General features: G+C 62.2%; 20 protein-coding genes. 15 read left to right on the top strand and 5 right to left on the bottom strand.

The window, feature by feature from the left end:
* Window positions 1–121: 121 nt before the first annotated feature.
* From ASF09_RS05480 to ASF09_RS05440, 9 genes are all read left to right on the top strand, one after another.
* Window positions 122–964 carry a LysR family transcriptional regulator gene (locus ASF09_RS05480; protein ID WP_235529662.1) on the top strand — a complete coding sequence of 281 codons (843 nt, stop codon included), beginning with the start codon at window positions 122–124 and terminating at the stop codon, window positions 962–964.
* A 149-nt stretch (window positions 965–1113) separates the two neighbouring features.
* A complete protein-coding gene (gene msrB, locus ASF09_RS05475) occupies window positions 1114–1557 on the top strand; it encodes a peptide-methionine (R)-S-oxide reductase MsrB (RefSeq protein WP_060525283.1) in 444 nt (147 codons plus the stop codon).
* Window position 1558: 1 nt separating this feature from the next.
* Window positions 1559–2098 (top strand): peptide-methionine (S)-S-oxide reductase MsrA, encoded by a 540-nt coding sequence (gene msrA / locus ASF09_RS05470; RefSeq protein ID WP_060525282.1) that lies wholly within the window; start codon window positions 1559–1561, stop codon window positions 2096–2098.
* Between the two features lie 68 nt (window positions 2099–2166).
* A complete protein-coding gene (locus tag ASF09_RS05465; RefSeq protein ID WP_060525281.1) occupies window positions 2167–2871 on the top strand; it encodes a glutathione S-transferase N-terminal domain-containing protein in 705 nt (234 codons plus the stop codon).
* Window positions 2868–3836, top strand: coding sequence for a magnesium and cobalt transport protein CorA (locus tag ASF09_RS05460; RefSeq protein WP_060525280.1), 969 nt, complete (start codon window positions 2868–2870; stop codon window positions 3834–3836). The genes ASF09_RS05465 and ASF09_RS05460 overlap by 4 nt, the downstream gene beginning before the upstream one ends.
* A complete protein-coding gene (locus ASF09_RS05455) occupies window positions 3833–4405 on the top strand; it encodes a hypothetical protein (RefSeq protein ID WP_060525279.1) in 573 nt (190 codons plus the stop codon). Before ASF09_RS05460 ends, ASF09_RS05455 begins: the two co-directional genes overlap by 4 nt.
* Before the next feature lie 61 nt (window positions 4406–4466).
* Window positions 4467–4916, top strand: coding sequence for a hypothetical protein (locus ASF09_RS05450; protein WP_060525278.1), 450 nt, complete (start codon window positions 4467–4469; stop codon window positions 4914–4916).
* A 25-nt stretch (window positions 4917–4941) separates the two neighbouring features.
* Window positions 4942–5379: a RidA family protein gene (locus tag ASF09_RS05445; RefSeq protein ID WP_235529660.1), complete on the top strand. Its 438-nt coding sequence runs from the start codon at window positions 4942–4944 to the stop codon at window positions 5377–5379.
* A gap of 82 nt (window positions 5380–5461) precedes the next feature.
* Window positions 5462–5752: a DUF2218 domain-containing protein gene (locus tag ASF09_RS05440; RefSeq protein WP_060525277.1), complete on the top strand. Its 291-nt coding sequence runs from the start codon at window positions 5462–5464 to the stop codon at window positions 5750–5752.
* 63 nt (window positions 5753–5815) lie between these two features.
* On the opposite strand, the gene ASF09_RS05435 is transcribed toward ASF09_RS05440, so the two are convergent.
* Complete coding sequence (locus ASF09_RS05435; protein WP_060525276.1) at window positions 5816–6286, bottom strand: TlpA family protein disulfide reductase; 471 nt, start codon at window positions 6284–6286, stop codon at window positions 5816–5818.
* Between the two features lie 45 nt (window positions 6287–6331).
* Window positions 6332–6475 (bottom strand): heme-binding protein, encoded by a 144-nt coding sequence (locus ASF09_RS19665; RefSeq protein WP_235529658.1) that lies wholly within the window; start codon window positions 6473–6475, stop codon window positions 6332–6334.
* Between the two features lie 608 nt (window positions 6476–7083).
* Here ASF09_RS19665 and ASF09_RS05430 point away from each other — a divergent pair.
* Together ASF09_RS05430 and ASF09_RS05425 are read left to right on the top strand one after the other, a co-directional pair.
* Complete coding sequence (locus ASF09_RS05430; protein ID WP_235529653.1) at window positions 7084–7707, top strand: sulfite oxidase-like oxidoreductase; 624 nt, start codon at window positions 7084–7086, stop codon at window positions 7705–7707.
* Window positions 7700–8449 carry a ferredoxin reductase gene (locus ASF09_RS05425; RefSeq protein WP_060525274.1) on the top strand — a complete coding sequence of 250 codons (750 nt, stop codon included), beginning with the start codon at window positions 7700–7702 and terminating at the stop codon, window positions 8447–8449. Before ASF09_RS05430 ends, ASF09_RS05425 begins: the two co-directional genes overlap by 8 nt.
* A 44-nt stretch (window positions 8450–8493) precedes the next feature.
* On the opposite strand, the gene ASF09_RS05420 is transcribed toward ASF09_RS05425, so the two are convergent.
* Window positions 8494–8871, bottom strand: a complete 378-nt coding sequence (locus ASF09_RS05420) for a hypothetical protein (RefSeq protein WP_060525273.1) — start codon at window positions 8869–8871, stop codon at window positions 8494–8496.
* A 693-nt stretch (window positions 8872–9564) separates the two neighbouring features.
* Between ASF09_RS05420 and ASF09_RS05415 the strand changes: the two genes are divergently transcribed.
* From ASF09_RS05415 to ASF09_RS05400, 4 genes are all read left to right on the top strand, one after another.
* A complete protein-coding gene (locus ASF09_RS05415) occupies window positions 9565–12759 on the top strand; it encodes a TonB-dependent receptor (protein ID WP_082444100.1) in 3195 nt (1064 codons plus the stop codon).
* Window positions 12760–12890: 131 nt separating this feature from the next.
* Window positions 12891–13610 (top strand): SapC family protein, encoded by a 720-nt coding sequence (locus ASF09_RS05410; RefSeq protein WP_060525272.1) that lies wholly within the window; start codon window positions 12891–12893, stop codon window positions 13608–13610.
* 14 nt (window positions 13611–13624) lie between these two features.
* Entirely contained in the window at window positions 13625–14644 is a 1020-nt protein-coding gene (locus ASF09_RS05405) for a cupin-like domain-containing protein (protein ID WP_060525271.1), read from the top strand.
* 9 nt (window positions 14645–14653) lie between these two features.
* Window positions 14654–16159 carry a tryptophan halogenase family protein gene (locus ASF09_RS05400; protein ID WP_060525270.1) on the top strand — a complete coding sequence of 502 codons (1506 nt, stop codon included), beginning with the start codon at window positions 14654–14656 and terminating at the stop codon, window positions 16157–16159.
* A 132-nt stretch (window positions 16160–16291) separates the two neighbouring features.
* Here ASF09_RS05400 and ASF09_RS20570 read toward each other — a convergent pair whose 3' ends face one another.
* Together ASF09_RS20570 and ASF09_RS20905 are read right to left on the bottom strand one after the other, a co-directional pair.
* Complete coding sequence (locus ASF09_RS20570) at window positions 16292–16516, bottom strand: hypothetical protein (protein WP_060525269.1); 225 nt, start codon at window positions 16514–16516, stop codon at window positions 16292–16294.
* A gap of 7 nt (window positions 16517–16523) precedes the next feature.
* Window positions 16524–16664, bottom strand: a complete 141-nt coding sequence (locus tag ASF09_RS20905; protein ID WP_235529652.1) for a hypothetical protein — start codon at window positions 16662–16664, stop codon at window positions 16524–16526.
* Window positions 16665–16842: the final 178 nt, after the last annotated feature.

Here is a 16842-nt window from a genome sequence, read left to right as displayed (position 1 = left end):
ACTATATGCCTCAAGCATATTTATACCGGCTTCTTACCAACGGCGCGCTCGGAGGACGAAGAAGCGGTCAGGCTGAGGGGTCGAGGCTATGGAACTCAATCAAGTCCGCTACTTCATCAACTTGGCCGAGACGCTCAATTTCACGACGGCAGCGCGGCTGAGTAGCGTGTCGCAACCCAGTCTGACCCGCGCGATCCATCGCCTGGAGGAGGAACTCGGCGGGAAACTGATCCACCGCGACGGGAAGAACAGCCGCCTCACCGGCCTTGGTCAGGACGTCGAGGCGGAGTTCAGGCGCATGGCGGCGGCGGTAAGGAGCGTCCGCGATCACTCCGAGAACTGGGCGATGGGACGGCACCGCGTATTGGACGTCGGCGTCGCGCCCACGGTTGGACCAAAGGCGTTCTCGGCGTTTTTCGAAAGCGCGCTGGCGGAAGTTCCGTCGATCGAGATCAAGCTGCACTCGCTACAGTCGAACGAAGACGCATCGGAGGTGCTTTCGGGAAAATACCACGCCTGCATCCTGCCGCGTGAAACACGACCGGAGTTCAAGTTGAACGTGCATCCACTGTTCCGCGAACGCTTCGTCCTCGGCTGTTCCGCGAACCATCCCCTGGCTGCCGGTGATATCGTGCGCGGCGAAGACCTGGTCAGGTTTCCGTTCGTCGATCGCCTGCAATGCGAGTTTCGCGCCGAGATCCGCGATCACTTCGCGCGGCGCGACGTGCTCGTGCAGCCCCGCTTTCGATCCGATCGCGAAGACTGGGTGCAGCGGGTCGTCGCCGACAGCGACGCGATATGCATCCTTCCGGAGAGATCGGCCACGGCGCACGGCCTCGTCACGCGCCCGATCGACGGGTTCGCCCTGGAGCGCGAAGTCGTGATCGCGACGGTCTCCGGTTCCACCGCGCCAGTCGAAATACGCAAGATCGCACAAATGGCAGCCCGGTACGCGTGGAATTGAGTCACGGCATGGACAGTATCGGCGGTATGGAAACTATACGCCCGGCGCATTGGATAAACCCAGAAGTTGCTGCGATACACTACATGATGAAGAATACTATTTTCTGAACGCAGATCCTTCGTTTCTCTTGAAAAGTATTGAGTGATATCATGAAGTTTGAAAGATCGCAGGACGCAGTCGATCGGCTGACCCCGGAGCAACGCCGGGTTACGCAGCACTCGGGTACCGAACGGCCCTTCACCGGAGAGTATGACGGCAACAAGGAGCCCGGCATCTACGTCGACGTCGTATCGGGCGAGCCGCTGTTCGCCTCGACCGACAAATACGAGTCAGGCTCAGGCTGGCCCAGCTTCACCAAGCCGATCGTGCCCGCAAACGTGAACGAGGTCCGCGACACCACGCACGGGACGGTTCGGACCGAGGTCAGGTCGGTGCATGCCGACAGCCATCTCGGCCACGTGTTCCCGGACGGTCCCGCCGACCGCGGTGGCCTGCGCTATTGCATCAACTCGGCGTCGCTTCGCTTCATCCCGCGCGATGAGATGGAGAGCGAAGGCTACGGCGAATATATCGATCAGGCAGAGGAGGCTTAATATGCACGAGCGCGCCATTCTCGCGGGCGGGTGCTTCTGGGGGATGCAGGATCTGATCCGCAAGCGGCCCGGCATCGTCTCGACCCGCGTCGGCTACACCGGCGGCGACATTCCGAACGCCACCTATCGCAACCACGGCACGCATGCCGAGGGGATCGAGATCGTCTTCGACCCGGCGGTGACGAGCTACCGGGCCATCCTCGAATTCTTCTTCCAGATCCACGATCCCACCACCAAGAACCGCCAGGGCAACGACATGGGGCTCTCCTACCGGTCGGGCATCTATTACGTCGACGACGCGCAGAAGCGCGTTGCCGAGGACACGATCGCCGACGTTGATGCCTCCGGGCTGTGGAATGGCAAGGTGGTCACCGAGGTCGTGCCGGTCGGCGCATTCTGGGAAGCCGAGCCGGACCATCAGGATTATCTGGAGACGCGGCCGAACGGCTACACCTGCCACTTTGTGCGTCCCGGCTGGGTGCTTCCGAAGCGCCACACGGCTGACGATGCGCACCCCGCGACCGGGATCGCCGCGGAATAGACGTCACCACCATTCGGCGCCGGTCTGATCCGCAATCCTCCATGACCGCAGCACCAGGATCGCAGATTATGACCGACCTCTCGTCCTTCCCGATCACGCAGCGCTGGCCAGCGTCGCATCCCGATCGCATCCAGCTCTACGCCACGCCCACCCCCAACGGCGTCAAGGTCTCGATCATGCTGGAGGAAACCGGCGCGGCGTACGAGCCGCATTTCGTAGACATCTCGAACAACGAGTCGAAGGACCCTGCGTTCGTGGCGCTCAATCCCAACGGCCGCATCCCGGCGATCATCGATCCGGCGGGGCCCGACGGTAAGCCCCTGGCGCTATGGGAATCCGGGGCGATCCTTCTCTACCTCGCCGAGAAGACGGGCCAGTTCATGCCCGTCGACCCTGCCCGACGGTACGAGACGCTTGCCTGGGTCTTCTTCCAGATGTCGGCGATCGGCCCGATGTTCGGTCAGCTTGGGTTCTTCCTGCGATTTGGCGGTAAGGATTTCGAGGACAAACGGCCTCGACAGCGCTTCGTCGACGAGACCAAGCGCCTCCTCGGGGTCCTGGATCGCCAGTTGGAAGGCCGCGACTGGATCGTCGACGACTATTCGATCGCGGACATCGCGACGATCGGCTGGGTGAATGCGCTAAGCGCGTTCTACGCTGCTGAGGCTATTCTCGGCCTGGACGAGTATTCGAACGTCCACGCGTGGCTCGAACGCGCGCTCGCGCGACCGGCGGTGCAGCGCGGACTGCATATCCCCGCGAAGCCGGCATGAGCGTAATCGCCGCCTATTATTACCACGAAGGCAAACGGGTCCGGGCGATCGCGCTCGATGAAAGCATCGAATTGGGCGAGGATCGCACGGGCTTCTGCTGGATCGCGCTCGGCGAGCCCACCGACGACGAACTCAGCAAGCTCCAGGCGACCTACAACCTTCATCCGTTGGCGATCGACAACGCGATGCACCCACTGTGCCCGCCCAAGCTCGAAGTCTACAATGATGAACTCTACATCGTCGCGCAAACCGCGGCGCTGGTGGGCGACCGGATCATCTACGGCAAGATGGCGATCTTCACCGGTCACAATCATCTCATCACCGTACGCCACGGCACCGCGGGCGCGCTGGGCAACCTTCGCGCGCAACTCGAGGGATCGACCACCTTGTCCCGAAAGGGTGTCGACTATGTCCTGCACGCCATCCTGCACCGCATCGTCGACCAGTATCTGCCGATCTTCGAGATGATCGAGGACGACGTCCTGGCGATGGAGAGACGGTCGCTCGACGACTTCCTCGAGCGAGAGGATGTCGTCCGCATCTTCGAATTGAGGTCCGAACTCACGCGGTTCCAGCGCACGCTCGGCGCCATGGGGGAACTGGTGGGAAAGCTAGTTCGCGGCCATTTCCCCTGCATCAGCGCCGACGTTACACCCTATTTCAGCGATGTCGCGGACCATCTCCACCGCGTCCAGTCGATGGTCGACGGCCTCCTCCACGTCCTGTCCACGGTCTTCGAGGCGAGCAGCCTTTTGGAGGCGCAGCGGATGGGCGTGATCACCCGGCAACTGGCGGCATGGGCGGCGATACTCGCGGTCCCGACCGCGATCGCGGGCATATACGGCATGAACTTCAAGAACATGCCGGAGCTGGACGCGACCTACGGATACTTCATCGTGCTCGGCGTGATCGCCGTGTTCTGCCTGCTGCTGTTCATGCGCTTCAAGAAGGCCAAGTGGCTATGACATCCCAACTGACTGACGTCCTCGAAGCGGTGCAGGCGTTCGTCGCCCAGGGCTACGACCACGAGTACCGCGTCAAGGACAGCAACCTCGTCGATCTCGAACTCGGATCGACCATCGAAGCCTGCACCATTCGCGTCGACGCGGCGCTGCGCCTCGAAAGCGGGGATGACGGCGAAGACGCCTCCAACATCTACGCGATCACCGATCCGGCGACCGGGCACCGTGGCCTGTTGATCGACGCGTTCGACGTGTTCCACGAAATCTGTCCCGGCGACCTGTCCGAGCGGCTCGTCGCGGATCGGGAAACGATGACGGCCAGCGACCGGGACGCGCCGACCAAGCACGGACTGCGCAAGGTCTTCAAGGACGAGTTCCACCGCGATCCCGAGCGCTACGTTCTGCGCGAGGGTTTTCCGGACTTCCCGTCATGTCCGTTCGGTGGCGGTTTCAGCATTCTCGGCTTCGACACCGCCGAGCAGGACTATGTCTGGCAGGTCACGAGCATCATCCGGGATCCCCGGCTGATCCGCGTCCCCTATCAGGGCGAGGACGTCATCAGCGACGAATAGCAGCGTCGCCGGATGACAATGCCGCTGAACTACCAAAGCACCGTAACGCAAGGACGTCATCATGGACTGGAACAAGGCTCACATCCGAGACACGATGCTCTCGCTGGAGACCGCAGCGCTGCAGAGTGCCCGGGGAAACTACCTCGACTATGTCTTCACCGCTAAGGTCGATCAAAGCGAACCGGTCGAGAACGATGAACTGGCGCAGGCCGAAATCGCCAGCGACCTCGCCGAAGCGCTCGACGACACGCTGCACGATTATGCCGACAAGATCGACAAGCTCCGGATGATCGATTTCGGCCCCAAGTCGACCGTCGAGGAAGGCGCCGTCGTCAAGCTGTCCGGCCGCTACTTCGCGATCGCGGTGTCGACCAGCAGGTTCACCTGTCAGGGTCGTGACATCATGGGCATTTCCACGATGGCGCCGATCTTCGAAGCGATCGAAGGTGCCCGAGCCGGGGAGACCGTGCAGTTCAACGGCCGCGACCTCGTTGTGGAAGACGTGGAATAGGGTCCGGCCACCGACCGACGCGCCAGTGCCGAACGCCGTTCATTCTATCGAAGGCAAGCTCATGACGACACCGTCGTTCTTCATCACCCCCGGCTACGGGACGCGCCTGCATGACGCGCTGCATTACTCCCAGGCGATGCGCATCGGCGACCGCGTGGAGATTTCCGGACAAGGCGGCTGGAACGACGATCTCGTCATTCCGGAATCGATCGAGGAAGAAATCGCGCAGGCGTTCGAGAACGTCGAACGGACGCTTGCGACAGCCGGGGCAACCTGGCGGCACGTCGTCCACGTCAATTCCTATCACGTCGGCGGCTTCCCTCCCGTCATCAACGAGACGATGGCCAGGCTATTCCGCCACTACGTGCCCGACCGCGCGCCGATCTGGACGCAATTGGGGGTAGAGGCGCTGGGGCTTCCCACCATGCGCATCGAAATCAGGGTAACGGCGATCATAGCGTGATCCGCCTTGGATCTGTGACGCGGCGAACATCTCAAGAAATTTCACGATTTTCATCGAAGCACACTGTCTACGGGAGCCCTTCATGTTCGAAGCCGAAGCACGCATCGCCACAATCGATAGCAGCCGCTATCTGACCGAGATCGCCAAGGCGTGGGTGCACACCTATCCGGTTCGCTACGATGCGCTGACTGCGGAGATCGAGCTTCCCGGCGGCCAGCTTATCATGACAGCCGATGGCGATAGCTTGTCGCTCCGACTTGTGGGCACGGATCTTGGTCCCTTCGATGCCGCAAAGGAGGCCGTGGCCAAGCACGTAGATCGCGTGGCTGAACACGATACCGGCGTGCGCTGCGTCTGGCATGAGATTTCCTGATCGCAAGCGGCACGGTCAGAACCGCCTAAATCTAGCAGTCAGGATGAGCCCTCGCTGCATAAGCTATGCTTGACTCAAGTCCGCGATGAGCGTGTCCGCATCGAGATGGAAATCCGAGAAGACGATATGGCCGCCCGCATCGATCACCGTGAACCAGGGTGTTCCTCGCGTGCGGTAGTCTTCCATGAAGGTCGGCAGAGCCTGCCCGGTCGGTGGTTCATCGTGACCGAAAGCGAGGGGAAGGTCATATTTGAGCTGGTTCACGCGCAACATATCGAATGTGTTCTCGTCCGCGCCCTCGAAGACGGTCTGGATCACCGCAAACCCCACCCCCTTCGGGCTCAATGCGCCATACAGTTTTTGGAGCGTCGGAAAGCCGTGCACATGGCATCCGCGGCACCAATGCTGGAAGGCAAACAGGATCTTCGGCCCCGTGCCGAGGTCCGACAGCGCAACCGGCGCGATGCTTGCGCCATCCCCGCCAATCCACTCCCGTACCCGCAATTCAGGCGCCTGGCGTTCGGTCATGCTCATCTTATCCTCCGGTTCGAGCCGTGGCTCCTTGCGTTATGACGACTGTCACGCCGGTAGCTCGAACCCGATTTTCTCGAGTGCCTCGACGCAGGCATCCTGATCCTCCTCATAGGTGCCGCCCGAGATGCCGATCCCGCCGCTCAACTTGCCCTCCTCGAGGATCGGATAGCCGCCTCCGACCGCGATCATCCGCGGGCGATAGGCCAGCGGCGCCATTTAGGATCAGCGCATATGCGTGATCGGAAAGACGAACCTGGGCGGGCCGATGCCGAGCCCTGCAATGTGCGGCGCAAGCGGCTGGGGATGGTCGACGATCGGCGGCTCCAATTTGCTGCGGCCTAAAATATCGGTCAGTCAAATCTTCGCACTGTCTGACCACGCCGGGATCTCCATTTTGCCGTCACGGACTATAGATTCATGGTTCATGAATTAAAAATAGCGACCGCGCATCGTTTCAATAGCTTGCACGGGTAGTCGCTCAGCGGAGATTAGAGGAGCACGAGCTATTGTTAGCGTCTGCGATACTATGGCATTTTTTTCAGACCTAGGCCTCAAATCAACGAGAGGTTCATGAAACACCATTGCAAAGCTATAGAAACTATAGTGATAGCGCATTGGAAAACACGATCCACATGCCGCTATGGATAGCGTATGATAAAGCGAGCGCGTCGAAGTGCGTTAGATTATTCCGACGGATGATCGGTCTTTCGGACTTCGGCCAATCGGTCTGTTCGGCAGCCACGCGAGCAAGGATCGCACACGGCATTCCGGAATGAAGCCGCCGATCGTCTTTCGTCATGAGCAAAGGAATTCGCATGGTCACCAGAGGATTCACCGGTCGCGGCTTGGATGGCGACAAGGCCAGCCGGATTCCGCCGGGTCAGCACCTCGTCGAGGATTTCCCCGTCCTGTCAGCCGGGCCCACGCCGCACGTTGAACCTGCCGACTGGAAATTCACCGTCAAGATCGGTCCGAAGCCCGTCAAAGTCTGGAATTGGAGCGAATTCAATGCCCTGCCGAAGACCAAGGTGACGCGAGACATCCACTGCGTCACCTCGTGGTCGAAGCTCGATACCGCCTGGGAGGGCGTCCTCATCGAAGACATCCTCGCCGACGCAGGGCTCGATCCACCCACCGATTTCGTGTTGGCGCATTGCTACGATAAATATTCGACCAACGTCCCGCTGGCAGACCTTCTCTCCGGCAAGGCGATGGTCGCCCTCAACTATGCAGGCGAGCCGCTGCCGCGCGACCACGGAGGGCCGGCGCGTCTGCTGGTCCCGCATCTCTATTTCTGGAAGTCCGCCAAATGGGTGAATGCGCTGCAATTCACGACGCGCGACGAGCCCGGTTTTTGGGAGGGGCATGGCTACCACATCTACGGCGATCCGTGGCGCGAGCAGCGATACACCAATGATTGAGCGCGGCGCGCAAACCGTGTCGTGGCAGTCGTGCGTGATCGAGGCGATCGTCCAGCAGACCCCGAGTATCAAGAGCGTCTTCCTGCGGGCGAGCAAACCGTTCGCGCCCATCGCGGGGCAGCACGTCGACGTCCGGCTGACCGCGCCCGACGGCTATCGTGCGATGCGCAGCTACTCGATCGCATCGGCGGCGGCCTCCTCCCCAATCATCGAGCTCGCGATCGAGCGCCTGCCGGACGGCGAGGTTTCGTCATATTTTCACGACGTCGCGACGATCGGCGACGCCATCGAGCTACGTGGTCCACTCGGCGGCCATTTCCTGTGGCCAGCCCCTGCCGCGGACGCAGTATTGCTGATCGGCGCAGGCTCCGGCGTGGTGCCGTTGATGGCCATGATCCGACAGCGCCGCACACAGACTCCGGCGGTACCGACGGCGCTGCTCCTGTCCGCGCGGACAGCCGAAGACGTACTCTTTTCGGAAGAGCTTCATGCCGCCGAGATCGGCGACGCGGCATTCGTCCTGGCACTGGCGATCACGCGCGAAGACCCGCGCCGCGCATCGGACTTCGGACGACGGATCGACAGCGCCATGGTCCAGGAGATCGTGGCTCGGCTTGACCGAAAACCCACACACGTCTTCGTCTGCGGGTCCAACGGCTTCGTCAACATCGCGACGGAGGGCGCGCTGCTGGCCGGCCTCGATACCGCCATGATCAAGACCGAACGCTACGGTGGAGCATGAGCTGAGCAAGCTGTTCAACGGCCTGCGTCACATCGAGAAGAGGCTTAGCCCAACCACCGGGCAGCCGCTTCGCCGCTACTATCCGGGCTCGCGTTGAATGCAATCGGGGTTTGCGGCGCGCCTCGCCGAACGGCATCGATAGCCTGTTCGAACGCGGCGACATGCTTGGTCGTCATGCGGACCCCGGCGCCGATCACGATACAATCGAACGTCTCGCGTGCCAGACAGTCCGCAATGTCGTGACGCAAGCTTCCATCCGCGCGGATCGGAAGATGCACGGCTTCCCAACCGCGATCTCGCATCGATTGCGCGTCTCGTCCGATACCTTCCGCCACACGGGCTTCCGTCGGGCCGGGCGGAATGGCCGGATCGGTGAAATCGACTGCGTCAGGCGCATACCCAATGACCAACACGCGAACCATCTGCCTCTCCTTCGCGACCTTCTTTTATTGAGCACAGGCCTACGTCTCCCGCGATACGATGCCCACCCGGAATGCACACACGCAAACCTGCTGTATGCGCGGTTCGGACTGCTGAGGGGTACGCAGGATACTGCCTCCCCACCTTCGCGATTTCGGTTTAACCCCGCAATGCCGCCGTTTTATTGATGTATCGCTATCACCGTGCTGATCCGCACTGCGAATCTTCAGCACGCATATGCGACCATCATTCCTTCCAAGCACAACGTTAACGACTACCGCAGTGCAACATTGTAGTTGAGCATTGCCCACGAGCCTCAACTGTTCAATTTGAAGCACATCGATAAAACGACAGATTTTCTGCCCCATCCGCGCGTCAGGCTAGTCCGTAATTGAGGAATCACGTCCTTCCCCAACTTACCCATACGGCACAACAACAGTCTCTATTATATCACAACTAGCGGATATAGAGGCTTCATCCAAAGAATACCGTATTCGATTTGCTAGAGCGCCTTGGAGAAGGGCCGACTAAACCACTAGAATTGCACATGATAGTGTAACGGATCCGGTTATTTCACGCGAAATAAGTAACGCTCTACCGTTGACACCACCTCTCCGAATGGTAGCCCTATCATATGCGGCAACGACCGTGTGCACTCCGGCCTGAACAGGGCGGCCGGGAATAGGGGAGGGTTTATGATCAAGTTTCCGCGCGCGCTCGCGCATTCGGTATCTACTATCGCGGTCGTGGCAGGCATGGCGGCGTCGAGCGTTGCCGGCGCGCAGACAGCTACCGCTCCGGCGGACCAGAGTGCCCAGACTACCAACGCGCAGCAGACTGGCACGCAGACCGTGCCCGACGCGGCGCCCGCGGCTGGCACGCTCGAAGACGGCACGACCGACGAGATCGTCGTCACCGGCATCCGCGCCAGCCTGGACCGCGCGATCGGCATCAAGCGGAATTCCGCGGGCGTCGTCGACGCCATCTCGGCCGAGGATATCGGCAAGTTCCCCGATACCAACCTGGCGGAGTCGCTCCAGCGGATCACCGGCGTGTCGATCACCCGCGCCAACGGCGAAGGCTCGCAGGTCGCGGTCCGCGGGTTCAGCGGCGGCTTTAACCTCGTGACGCTGAACGGTCGCCAGCTGGCGTCGACCAGCATCGATACCAGCACCGGCAACGCCTTCGCGGTCGGCACCGGCCGCTCGTTCGATTTCCAGAATCTGGCATCCGAAGGCGTCGCCACGCTGGAGGTCTACAAGACCGGCCGTGCCAACATCCCGTCGGGCGGCATCGGCGCGGCGATCAACGTCGTCACCCGCCGGCCGCTGGACGCACGCGAGGACGGCTTCTCGGGGTCGATCGGCGCCAAGGCGCTGTACGACAGCTCGGTCGAGAAGGCCGAGGCCAATCTCAAGAAGGTCACGCCTGAGCTTTCGGGCCTGATCAACTGGAAGAATCCCAACGAAACCTTTGGTATCAACCTGTTCGGCAGCTATCAGCTGCGTGAATCGGCGTCGGTCCAGTCCAATCCGAATTATTGGAACATCGTTCCGCTCAATAATTTCCTCAATACCTCAACGTACATAACCCCGACCACCAACATCACGAACCGTCCCACGACGCCGTACGTGCAGATCCCGAACGACAGCCGCTATCAGTTCTCGGAGAACCGTCGCGAGCGCCTCAACGGCCAGGCCAACATCCAGTTCAAGCCGACCGACCGGTTGGAGATCACCGTCGACGGCCTGTATGCCCGCAACAAGCTGAGCGACGAGCGCAGCGAGCAGACCAACTGGTTCCAGCGTCCGTTCAGCGACATCACGTTCGACGACAACAAGCAGATGCAGTCCGCGATCATCCTGGCGGAGGCCAAGCAGGCCGACAAGGGGTACGAGCAGCAGCGGTTCGCGACCAAAACCGAGCTCTATTCGGTCGGCGGCAACCTGAAGTGGAACTTCACCGACGTGCTGTCGCTGAAGCTCGACGCGAACCACTCGAAGTCGACCACCAATCCGGACAATGCGAACGGTACGTCGGCGACGACGATCTCGATCGGCGCGCCGGTGCGCGCAACGCATAAGGTCGATTTCTCTAACGGCTTCCCGCAGCAGTCGGAAACGCTCAACGATTGCAACGCGACCAACGGCGGCCGCGGCGGCAATTGCAACAACCTGCTCGACAGCGGCGATCTCGGCACCCAGATCGCGCGCGAGATCTTCTCGAAGCAGGAGTCGAGGATCAACCAGTTCAACGGAGAATTGGGCTGGGACCTGGGCAACGAGAGCCGGTTCGTGCTCGGCACCAACTATGTCGATGCCAAGATCCACTCGACGAGTTCCAACACGCAACAACTTCTCGGCGACTGGGGCATCACGGATACCGGTATCGTCGACAGGCTCGCGGGCGACCTCGTCAGCACCTATTGCCTGACGTGCAAGTTCGACAAGTACAATCCAAACTCGACCGGCTCGGCGTTGGTAGCGTTCCGGGGGGATGCGGTCGATCTGCTCAACGTCTTCTCGCCATATTATCAGAATGTCCCGGGGCGTGAACGGGTGCTGATAGGGTCGTCGGACAACACCGTTGGGGAAAAGACCTGGGCGGTTTACGGTCAGATGGCGTGGCATGGCGAGATCGGCGGGCGCCGGGCCAATGCCCTGATCGGCGCACGCTACGAACGGACCCGGGTCAATTCTCTGGCGCTTCAGACGATCCCGAGCGCGTTGGAATGGCAGTCGGATAACGACTTCGCCGTCCTCGGCGGTGCGGCTGGCGGCGCGGTCAACGTCAAGTCGAAGTACGACAATCTGCTGCCGTCGCTCGACTTCAATATCGAGGTGGTCGACAATCTGATCGCGCGCACGTCGTTCAGCCGGACACTCGCCCGCGCGGATTATGGCAGCCTGTTCGCTTCCGTGACGGCCAACGCCCCTACCCGTCCAACCGCGCTGGGCTCTGGATCGGCGCCGGCCAACCGGCAGAATCCGGCGCTGTTGCCGCTGGTTTCGGACAATTTCGATGTGTCGGTCGAATGGTACTACAAGCCGACCAGCTTTATCTCGGCGGGCTTCTTCAACAAGAACGTACGCAACTTCGTCGGCAATACGGTGACCAACGGCAACCTGTTCGGCTTGCGCGATCCGGGTTCGGGTGCGCCGGGCTCACGGTCCGGCACGGCGCTGGACTATCTCCGGTCGAACAATATCGCCACGACCGACGAAAACCTGTTCGCCTATACTGCGCTGCTGCAGCAGGCTGCCGGCAACAAGGCGGCGGCGACGGCGGCGTTCCAGAACGGCTTCGACGCCGCCACGGGCAAGTTCCGTGGCACGTTCTACAACGATCTCGCGCTCGCGGTTAATCTCGTCGGCGATGCCGCCGATCCGCTCGTCAACTTCGCGATCAGCGAGCCGATCAACAATAAGGAAGCCAACATCCACGGGTTCGAAGTCGCCTGGACCAATTTCTTCGGTCGATCCGGCTTCGGTTTCGCGGTTTCGTACACCAAGGTCAGCGGTGACGTGAACGTGGATCCCTACGGCGACCCGAACGTCAACATCTTCGCGCTCACCGGGCTCGGCGACAGTGCCAACCTGACGGCGATCTACGACAAGGGCGGCATATCGGCCCGCGTCTCGTACAACTGGCGCGACAAGTATCTTGCGGCCACGAACCAGGGCGACAATCGCAACCCGCTGTTCACGGCGGCGTTCGGTACGCTCGATGGCAGCATAAGCTACGACGTCACGAAGACCTTCTCGGTGTCGCTCGAAGCCGTCAATCTGACCAGCGAGCCGTTCCGGCAATATGCCCGTACCGAGACGAACCTGGTCTATGTCCAGGAACTCAAGCCGCGCTTCTACCTCGGCGCGCGCTACCGGTTCTGAGGAAAACGGGAGTGGATCTGGGTCCACTCCCGCACCAGTATGAAAAGGCCGCCGCCGAGCCGTGCGGTGGCCTTTTCCTTTGTCCGTCGCCATCGCGCTGATAGACCTGACGCAACAACAGGACGGAGCGGATGAACCCCGTACAGATCAACAATATCGACCATGCCGATTTGCGCATCAGCCCGCGGGCGGGCGCCGCATTCGGCGATGCCACCAATCAGACGCTGATATTCCCCGCCGAGTTCGAGGAGGTGCAGCGCGAATTCGCCATGATATTCCGCCGTCGCGACGAAGGATTGCAGGCCTATGCCCTGCTGGGGCTCGACCGCGACGAGAACCTGTTCCTCGCCGGCGACTATTGGACCAGCCGTTATGTGCCCGCCAATCATCAGCGCGGCCCCTTCTCGATCGGGGTGGTCAGGCCTTCCGGTGACGACGTCGGCGAGCCGATGCTGCATGTCGATCTAGACGACCCACGGGTCGGCGATGATGCCGGCCTGCCGCTGTTCCTCGAACATGGCGGCAGCACACCGTATCTCGATCATATCACCAGCGTGCTGCGCCTGCTGTACGAGGGCATCGAGACTGCGCCGGCTGCCTATGCCGCGCTCGACGAGGCTGGCCTTCTCACGTCGGTAACGCTCACCGTCGATGTCAGCGAAGAGCGCCGCTATACCATTCCCGACGTGCTGGTCGTCGACATCGAACATCTCGCGGCCCTGACGGGGGAACCGCTCGAACGGCTGCACCGATCGGGCGTACTGCGTCTTGCCATCCTCGCCGCCGCGTCGCTCGGCAACATCCAGCAGTTGATCGCCCGCAAGCAACCGCTGCTGAGCCAGATCGGGTGAGCGTGGCAGGTCTCATGCGCCGCACGCGTGTGATCGAGGCGGCGAGCGCGGCCAGCGTGCCCGTTGCCGATTTGATCGCCGACGGCCGCCCGGTGATCCTGCGCGGGATCGCGCGCGATCTGCCGCTGGTCGCCGTCGGGCGTGATGGCGCTGAGCCCGCGATGATGTGGCTCAAGCAGTTCGACGGTGGTCGACCCGTCACCGCGTATCTGGGCGATCCCGCGATCGGCGGCCGCTTCGGCTATTCAGACGATTGCACCGGGCTGAACTTCAGACGGGAGAGCGGTTCGCTTTCCGGCTATCTCGACCAGATCCTCGCCAGCCTCGACGATCCGGATGCGCCCGCCATCTATATCGGCTCGACCGACATCGATCTGTATCTGCCCCGCCTTCGCGCGCAGGCGGCGTTGCCGTTCGGCGATCCGCAGCTCGTCGAGACCCCGCCGCTGGTCAGCATCTGGATCGGCAACCGTACTACCGCCGCGACGCATTACGACATGTCGAACAATCTGGCGTGCTGCATGGTCGGCCGACGACGCTTCACGCTGTTCCCGCCGGAGCAGGTCGCCAACCTCTACCCCGGGCCGTTGGAGCCGACGCCGGCCGGACAGGTGGTCAGCATGGTCGATCTCCGCGCACCCGATCTCGACCGGTACCCGCGCTTTGCCGAAGCGCTGGCGCAGGCCGAGGTCGCCGAACTCGAGCCCGGCGATTTGCTGCTCTATCCGGCTTTGTGGTGGCATAATGTCGAGGCGCTGGACGCGTTCAACGTGATGATCAACTATTGGTGGAACGCGGTGCCGCGGTTCATGGACACGCCGATGAACACGCTGCTCCACGGCCTGTTGTCGCTGCGCGACCGGCCCGATCACGAGAAGCAGGCGTGGCGCGCGATGTTCGATCATTATGTCTTCGGCCCCGCGGACCAGGCCCGCGCGCACCTGCCCGACCACGCACAAGGCGAACTGGCACCGCTCGATACGCTGTCGGCGCGGCGATTGCGCGCCAAGATCCTCCAGCGCATCAACCGATAGGAACCGATCATGGTCGAGCAGCGCATCAGGAAAGTGGTCATTGCCGGCGGTGGCACCGCGGGCTGGCTCGCCGCCGCCGCCTTGACGCGGCAATTGGGCCAGTTGCTCGACATCACGCTGATCGAGTCCGAAGAGATCGGCACCATCGGCGTCGGCGAGGCGACGATCCCGACGATGCGCGCGTTCCACACGATCCTGGGACTGGACGAGCGCGAGTTCATGCGCGCGACGCAGGCGACGTTCAAGCTCGGCATTTCGTTCGAGAACTGGGCGCGCGACGGCGATCGCTACATCCATTCGTTCGGCGACATCGGCAAATCGACCTGGATGGGCGACTTTCACCATTTCTGGCTTGCCGCCAAAGCCGCCGGCGATTCGAGCGAGATCGGCGACTATTGCCTCGAGCTTCAGGCGGCCAAGGCGGAGCGGTTCGCGCTCCCCTCCGAGGGCCAGATCAACTACGCCTATCATCTCGACGCCGGTCTTTATGCCCGCTTCCTGCGCGCGCGCAGCGAGGCGAACGGGCTGAAACGGATCGAGGGACGGATCGCCAGCGTCGATCGCGATGGCGAGACGGGCTTCATTCGCGCGCTCGTCCTCGATTCGGGCGAGCGCGTCGAGGGCGACCTGTTCCTCGACTGCACCGGCTTTCGCGGGCTGCTGATCGAGGGCACTTACGGCGCGGGCTACGAGGACTGGTCGCACTGGCTGCCCACCAACAGCGCGCTGGCCGTGCAGTCTGCCGCGACCGGCCCGGCGCACCCGTACACGCGCGCGATCGCGCACGACGCGGGCTGGCGCTGGCGCATTCCGCTGCAGCACCGCGTCGGCAACGGACTGGTCTATGCCAGCGATCATCTGTCCGACGACGAGGCGCATGCCCGGCTGCTCGGCACCATTGGCGGTGCGCCGCTTACCGAGCCGCGGCTGATCCGGTTCCGCACCGGTCGTCGGCGACAGGTATGGATGGGCAACTGCGTCGCGCTCAGCCTTGCCGGCGGGTTCGTCGAGCCGCTCGAATCGACCAGCATCCATCTGGTCATGACCGGCCTCATGCGGCTGATGCAGACCTTCCCGTTCGGCGGGATCGCACCCTCGCTGGTAACGCGGTTCAACGATCAGGCGCAGGCCGAGCTGGAACGCGTCCGCGACTTCATCATCCTCCATTATCACCTCAACGAACGTCCCGAGCCGTTCTGGGCGGCGCGCCGGGACATGCCCATCCCGGACACGCTCGTAGAGCGCATCGCGCTGTTCACCGAAGGCGCGCAGGCCTATCAGGGCGGTGAGGATCTCTTCCGCGTCGCCAGTTGGGTGCAGGTAATGCTCGGCCAGCGCCTGACCCCGCGCGACTACCACCGCCTGGGCAGCATCATGAGTGGCTCGCAACTCGCCAGCGTATTGACCAACATCCGCAGCACCATCGCGGACGCGGTCGCGGGTATGCCCACGCACCAGCAGTTCCTGGATCGCTACCTCGCGACACCGACCGCCGCTGCGTCCGGCATCCGATAGGTCAACGCGAAGCGCGGGTACGACCGTATCAACGCGGCGGCAGTGTTTGCGACCAGAGACCCTGGCCTCGTCCTATCGGCGACCAGCCTGATGCATTTCCCGAGCAGGTGATCCAGGTCAACGCGATCAATTTTAGCGACAACTGGGCCAAGGGATTGCACAGTTCCCGGCCTCCCGGCGATGCTGCGCAAAGCGACCGCTCTGCTCACGAACTAGGCAAAGGGCGTCTTTCTGTAGGTTGAAGGCGCAGCGATCGACAAGCAGAACCATCTTGCCAATTCGTGTGGCCAGATCGGCGGGACGGTTGATCTCGACGAGGCGGTGCAGGTCACGCTGGAAGATGACGTCTGCGGCCATCGCCGGGTCATCGCGAGCCGTGCAAGGCGAGGCCGGCTGCCAGCATCGAGCAGAGGCGATCGGGCGAAGATACCGACAAGCTGTTCCACGAGAATGCAGAGCGGTAAGCCGCGCCGTCGGACCAGATGCGCTGCGCGACGATCATCATTTCCTCAGGGGGTGGGCGCCCTACCCTCGCCCATGCAATCGATCACGGCATCCACGAACAAGGGGCTGGTCGATCGTGACATGCTGACACACCTCATTTGGGCTGAGCTCTGACATAAGGGCCGCAGGCTTCACCGACATGGCCTTCGACCTGTTACGCGCCAGTCGGAACAGTCCAC

Origin of the sequence: Sphingomonas sp. Leaf242 (genome assembly GCF_001422045.1) — a bacterium.
Taxonomy (GTDB): domain Bacteria; phylum Pseudomonadota; class Alphaproteobacteria; order Sphingomonadales; family Sphingomonadaceae; genus Sphingomonas.
Note: the sequence above shows the minus strand (reverse complement) of the source record. Positions and strands in the feature narration are given on the sequence as shown.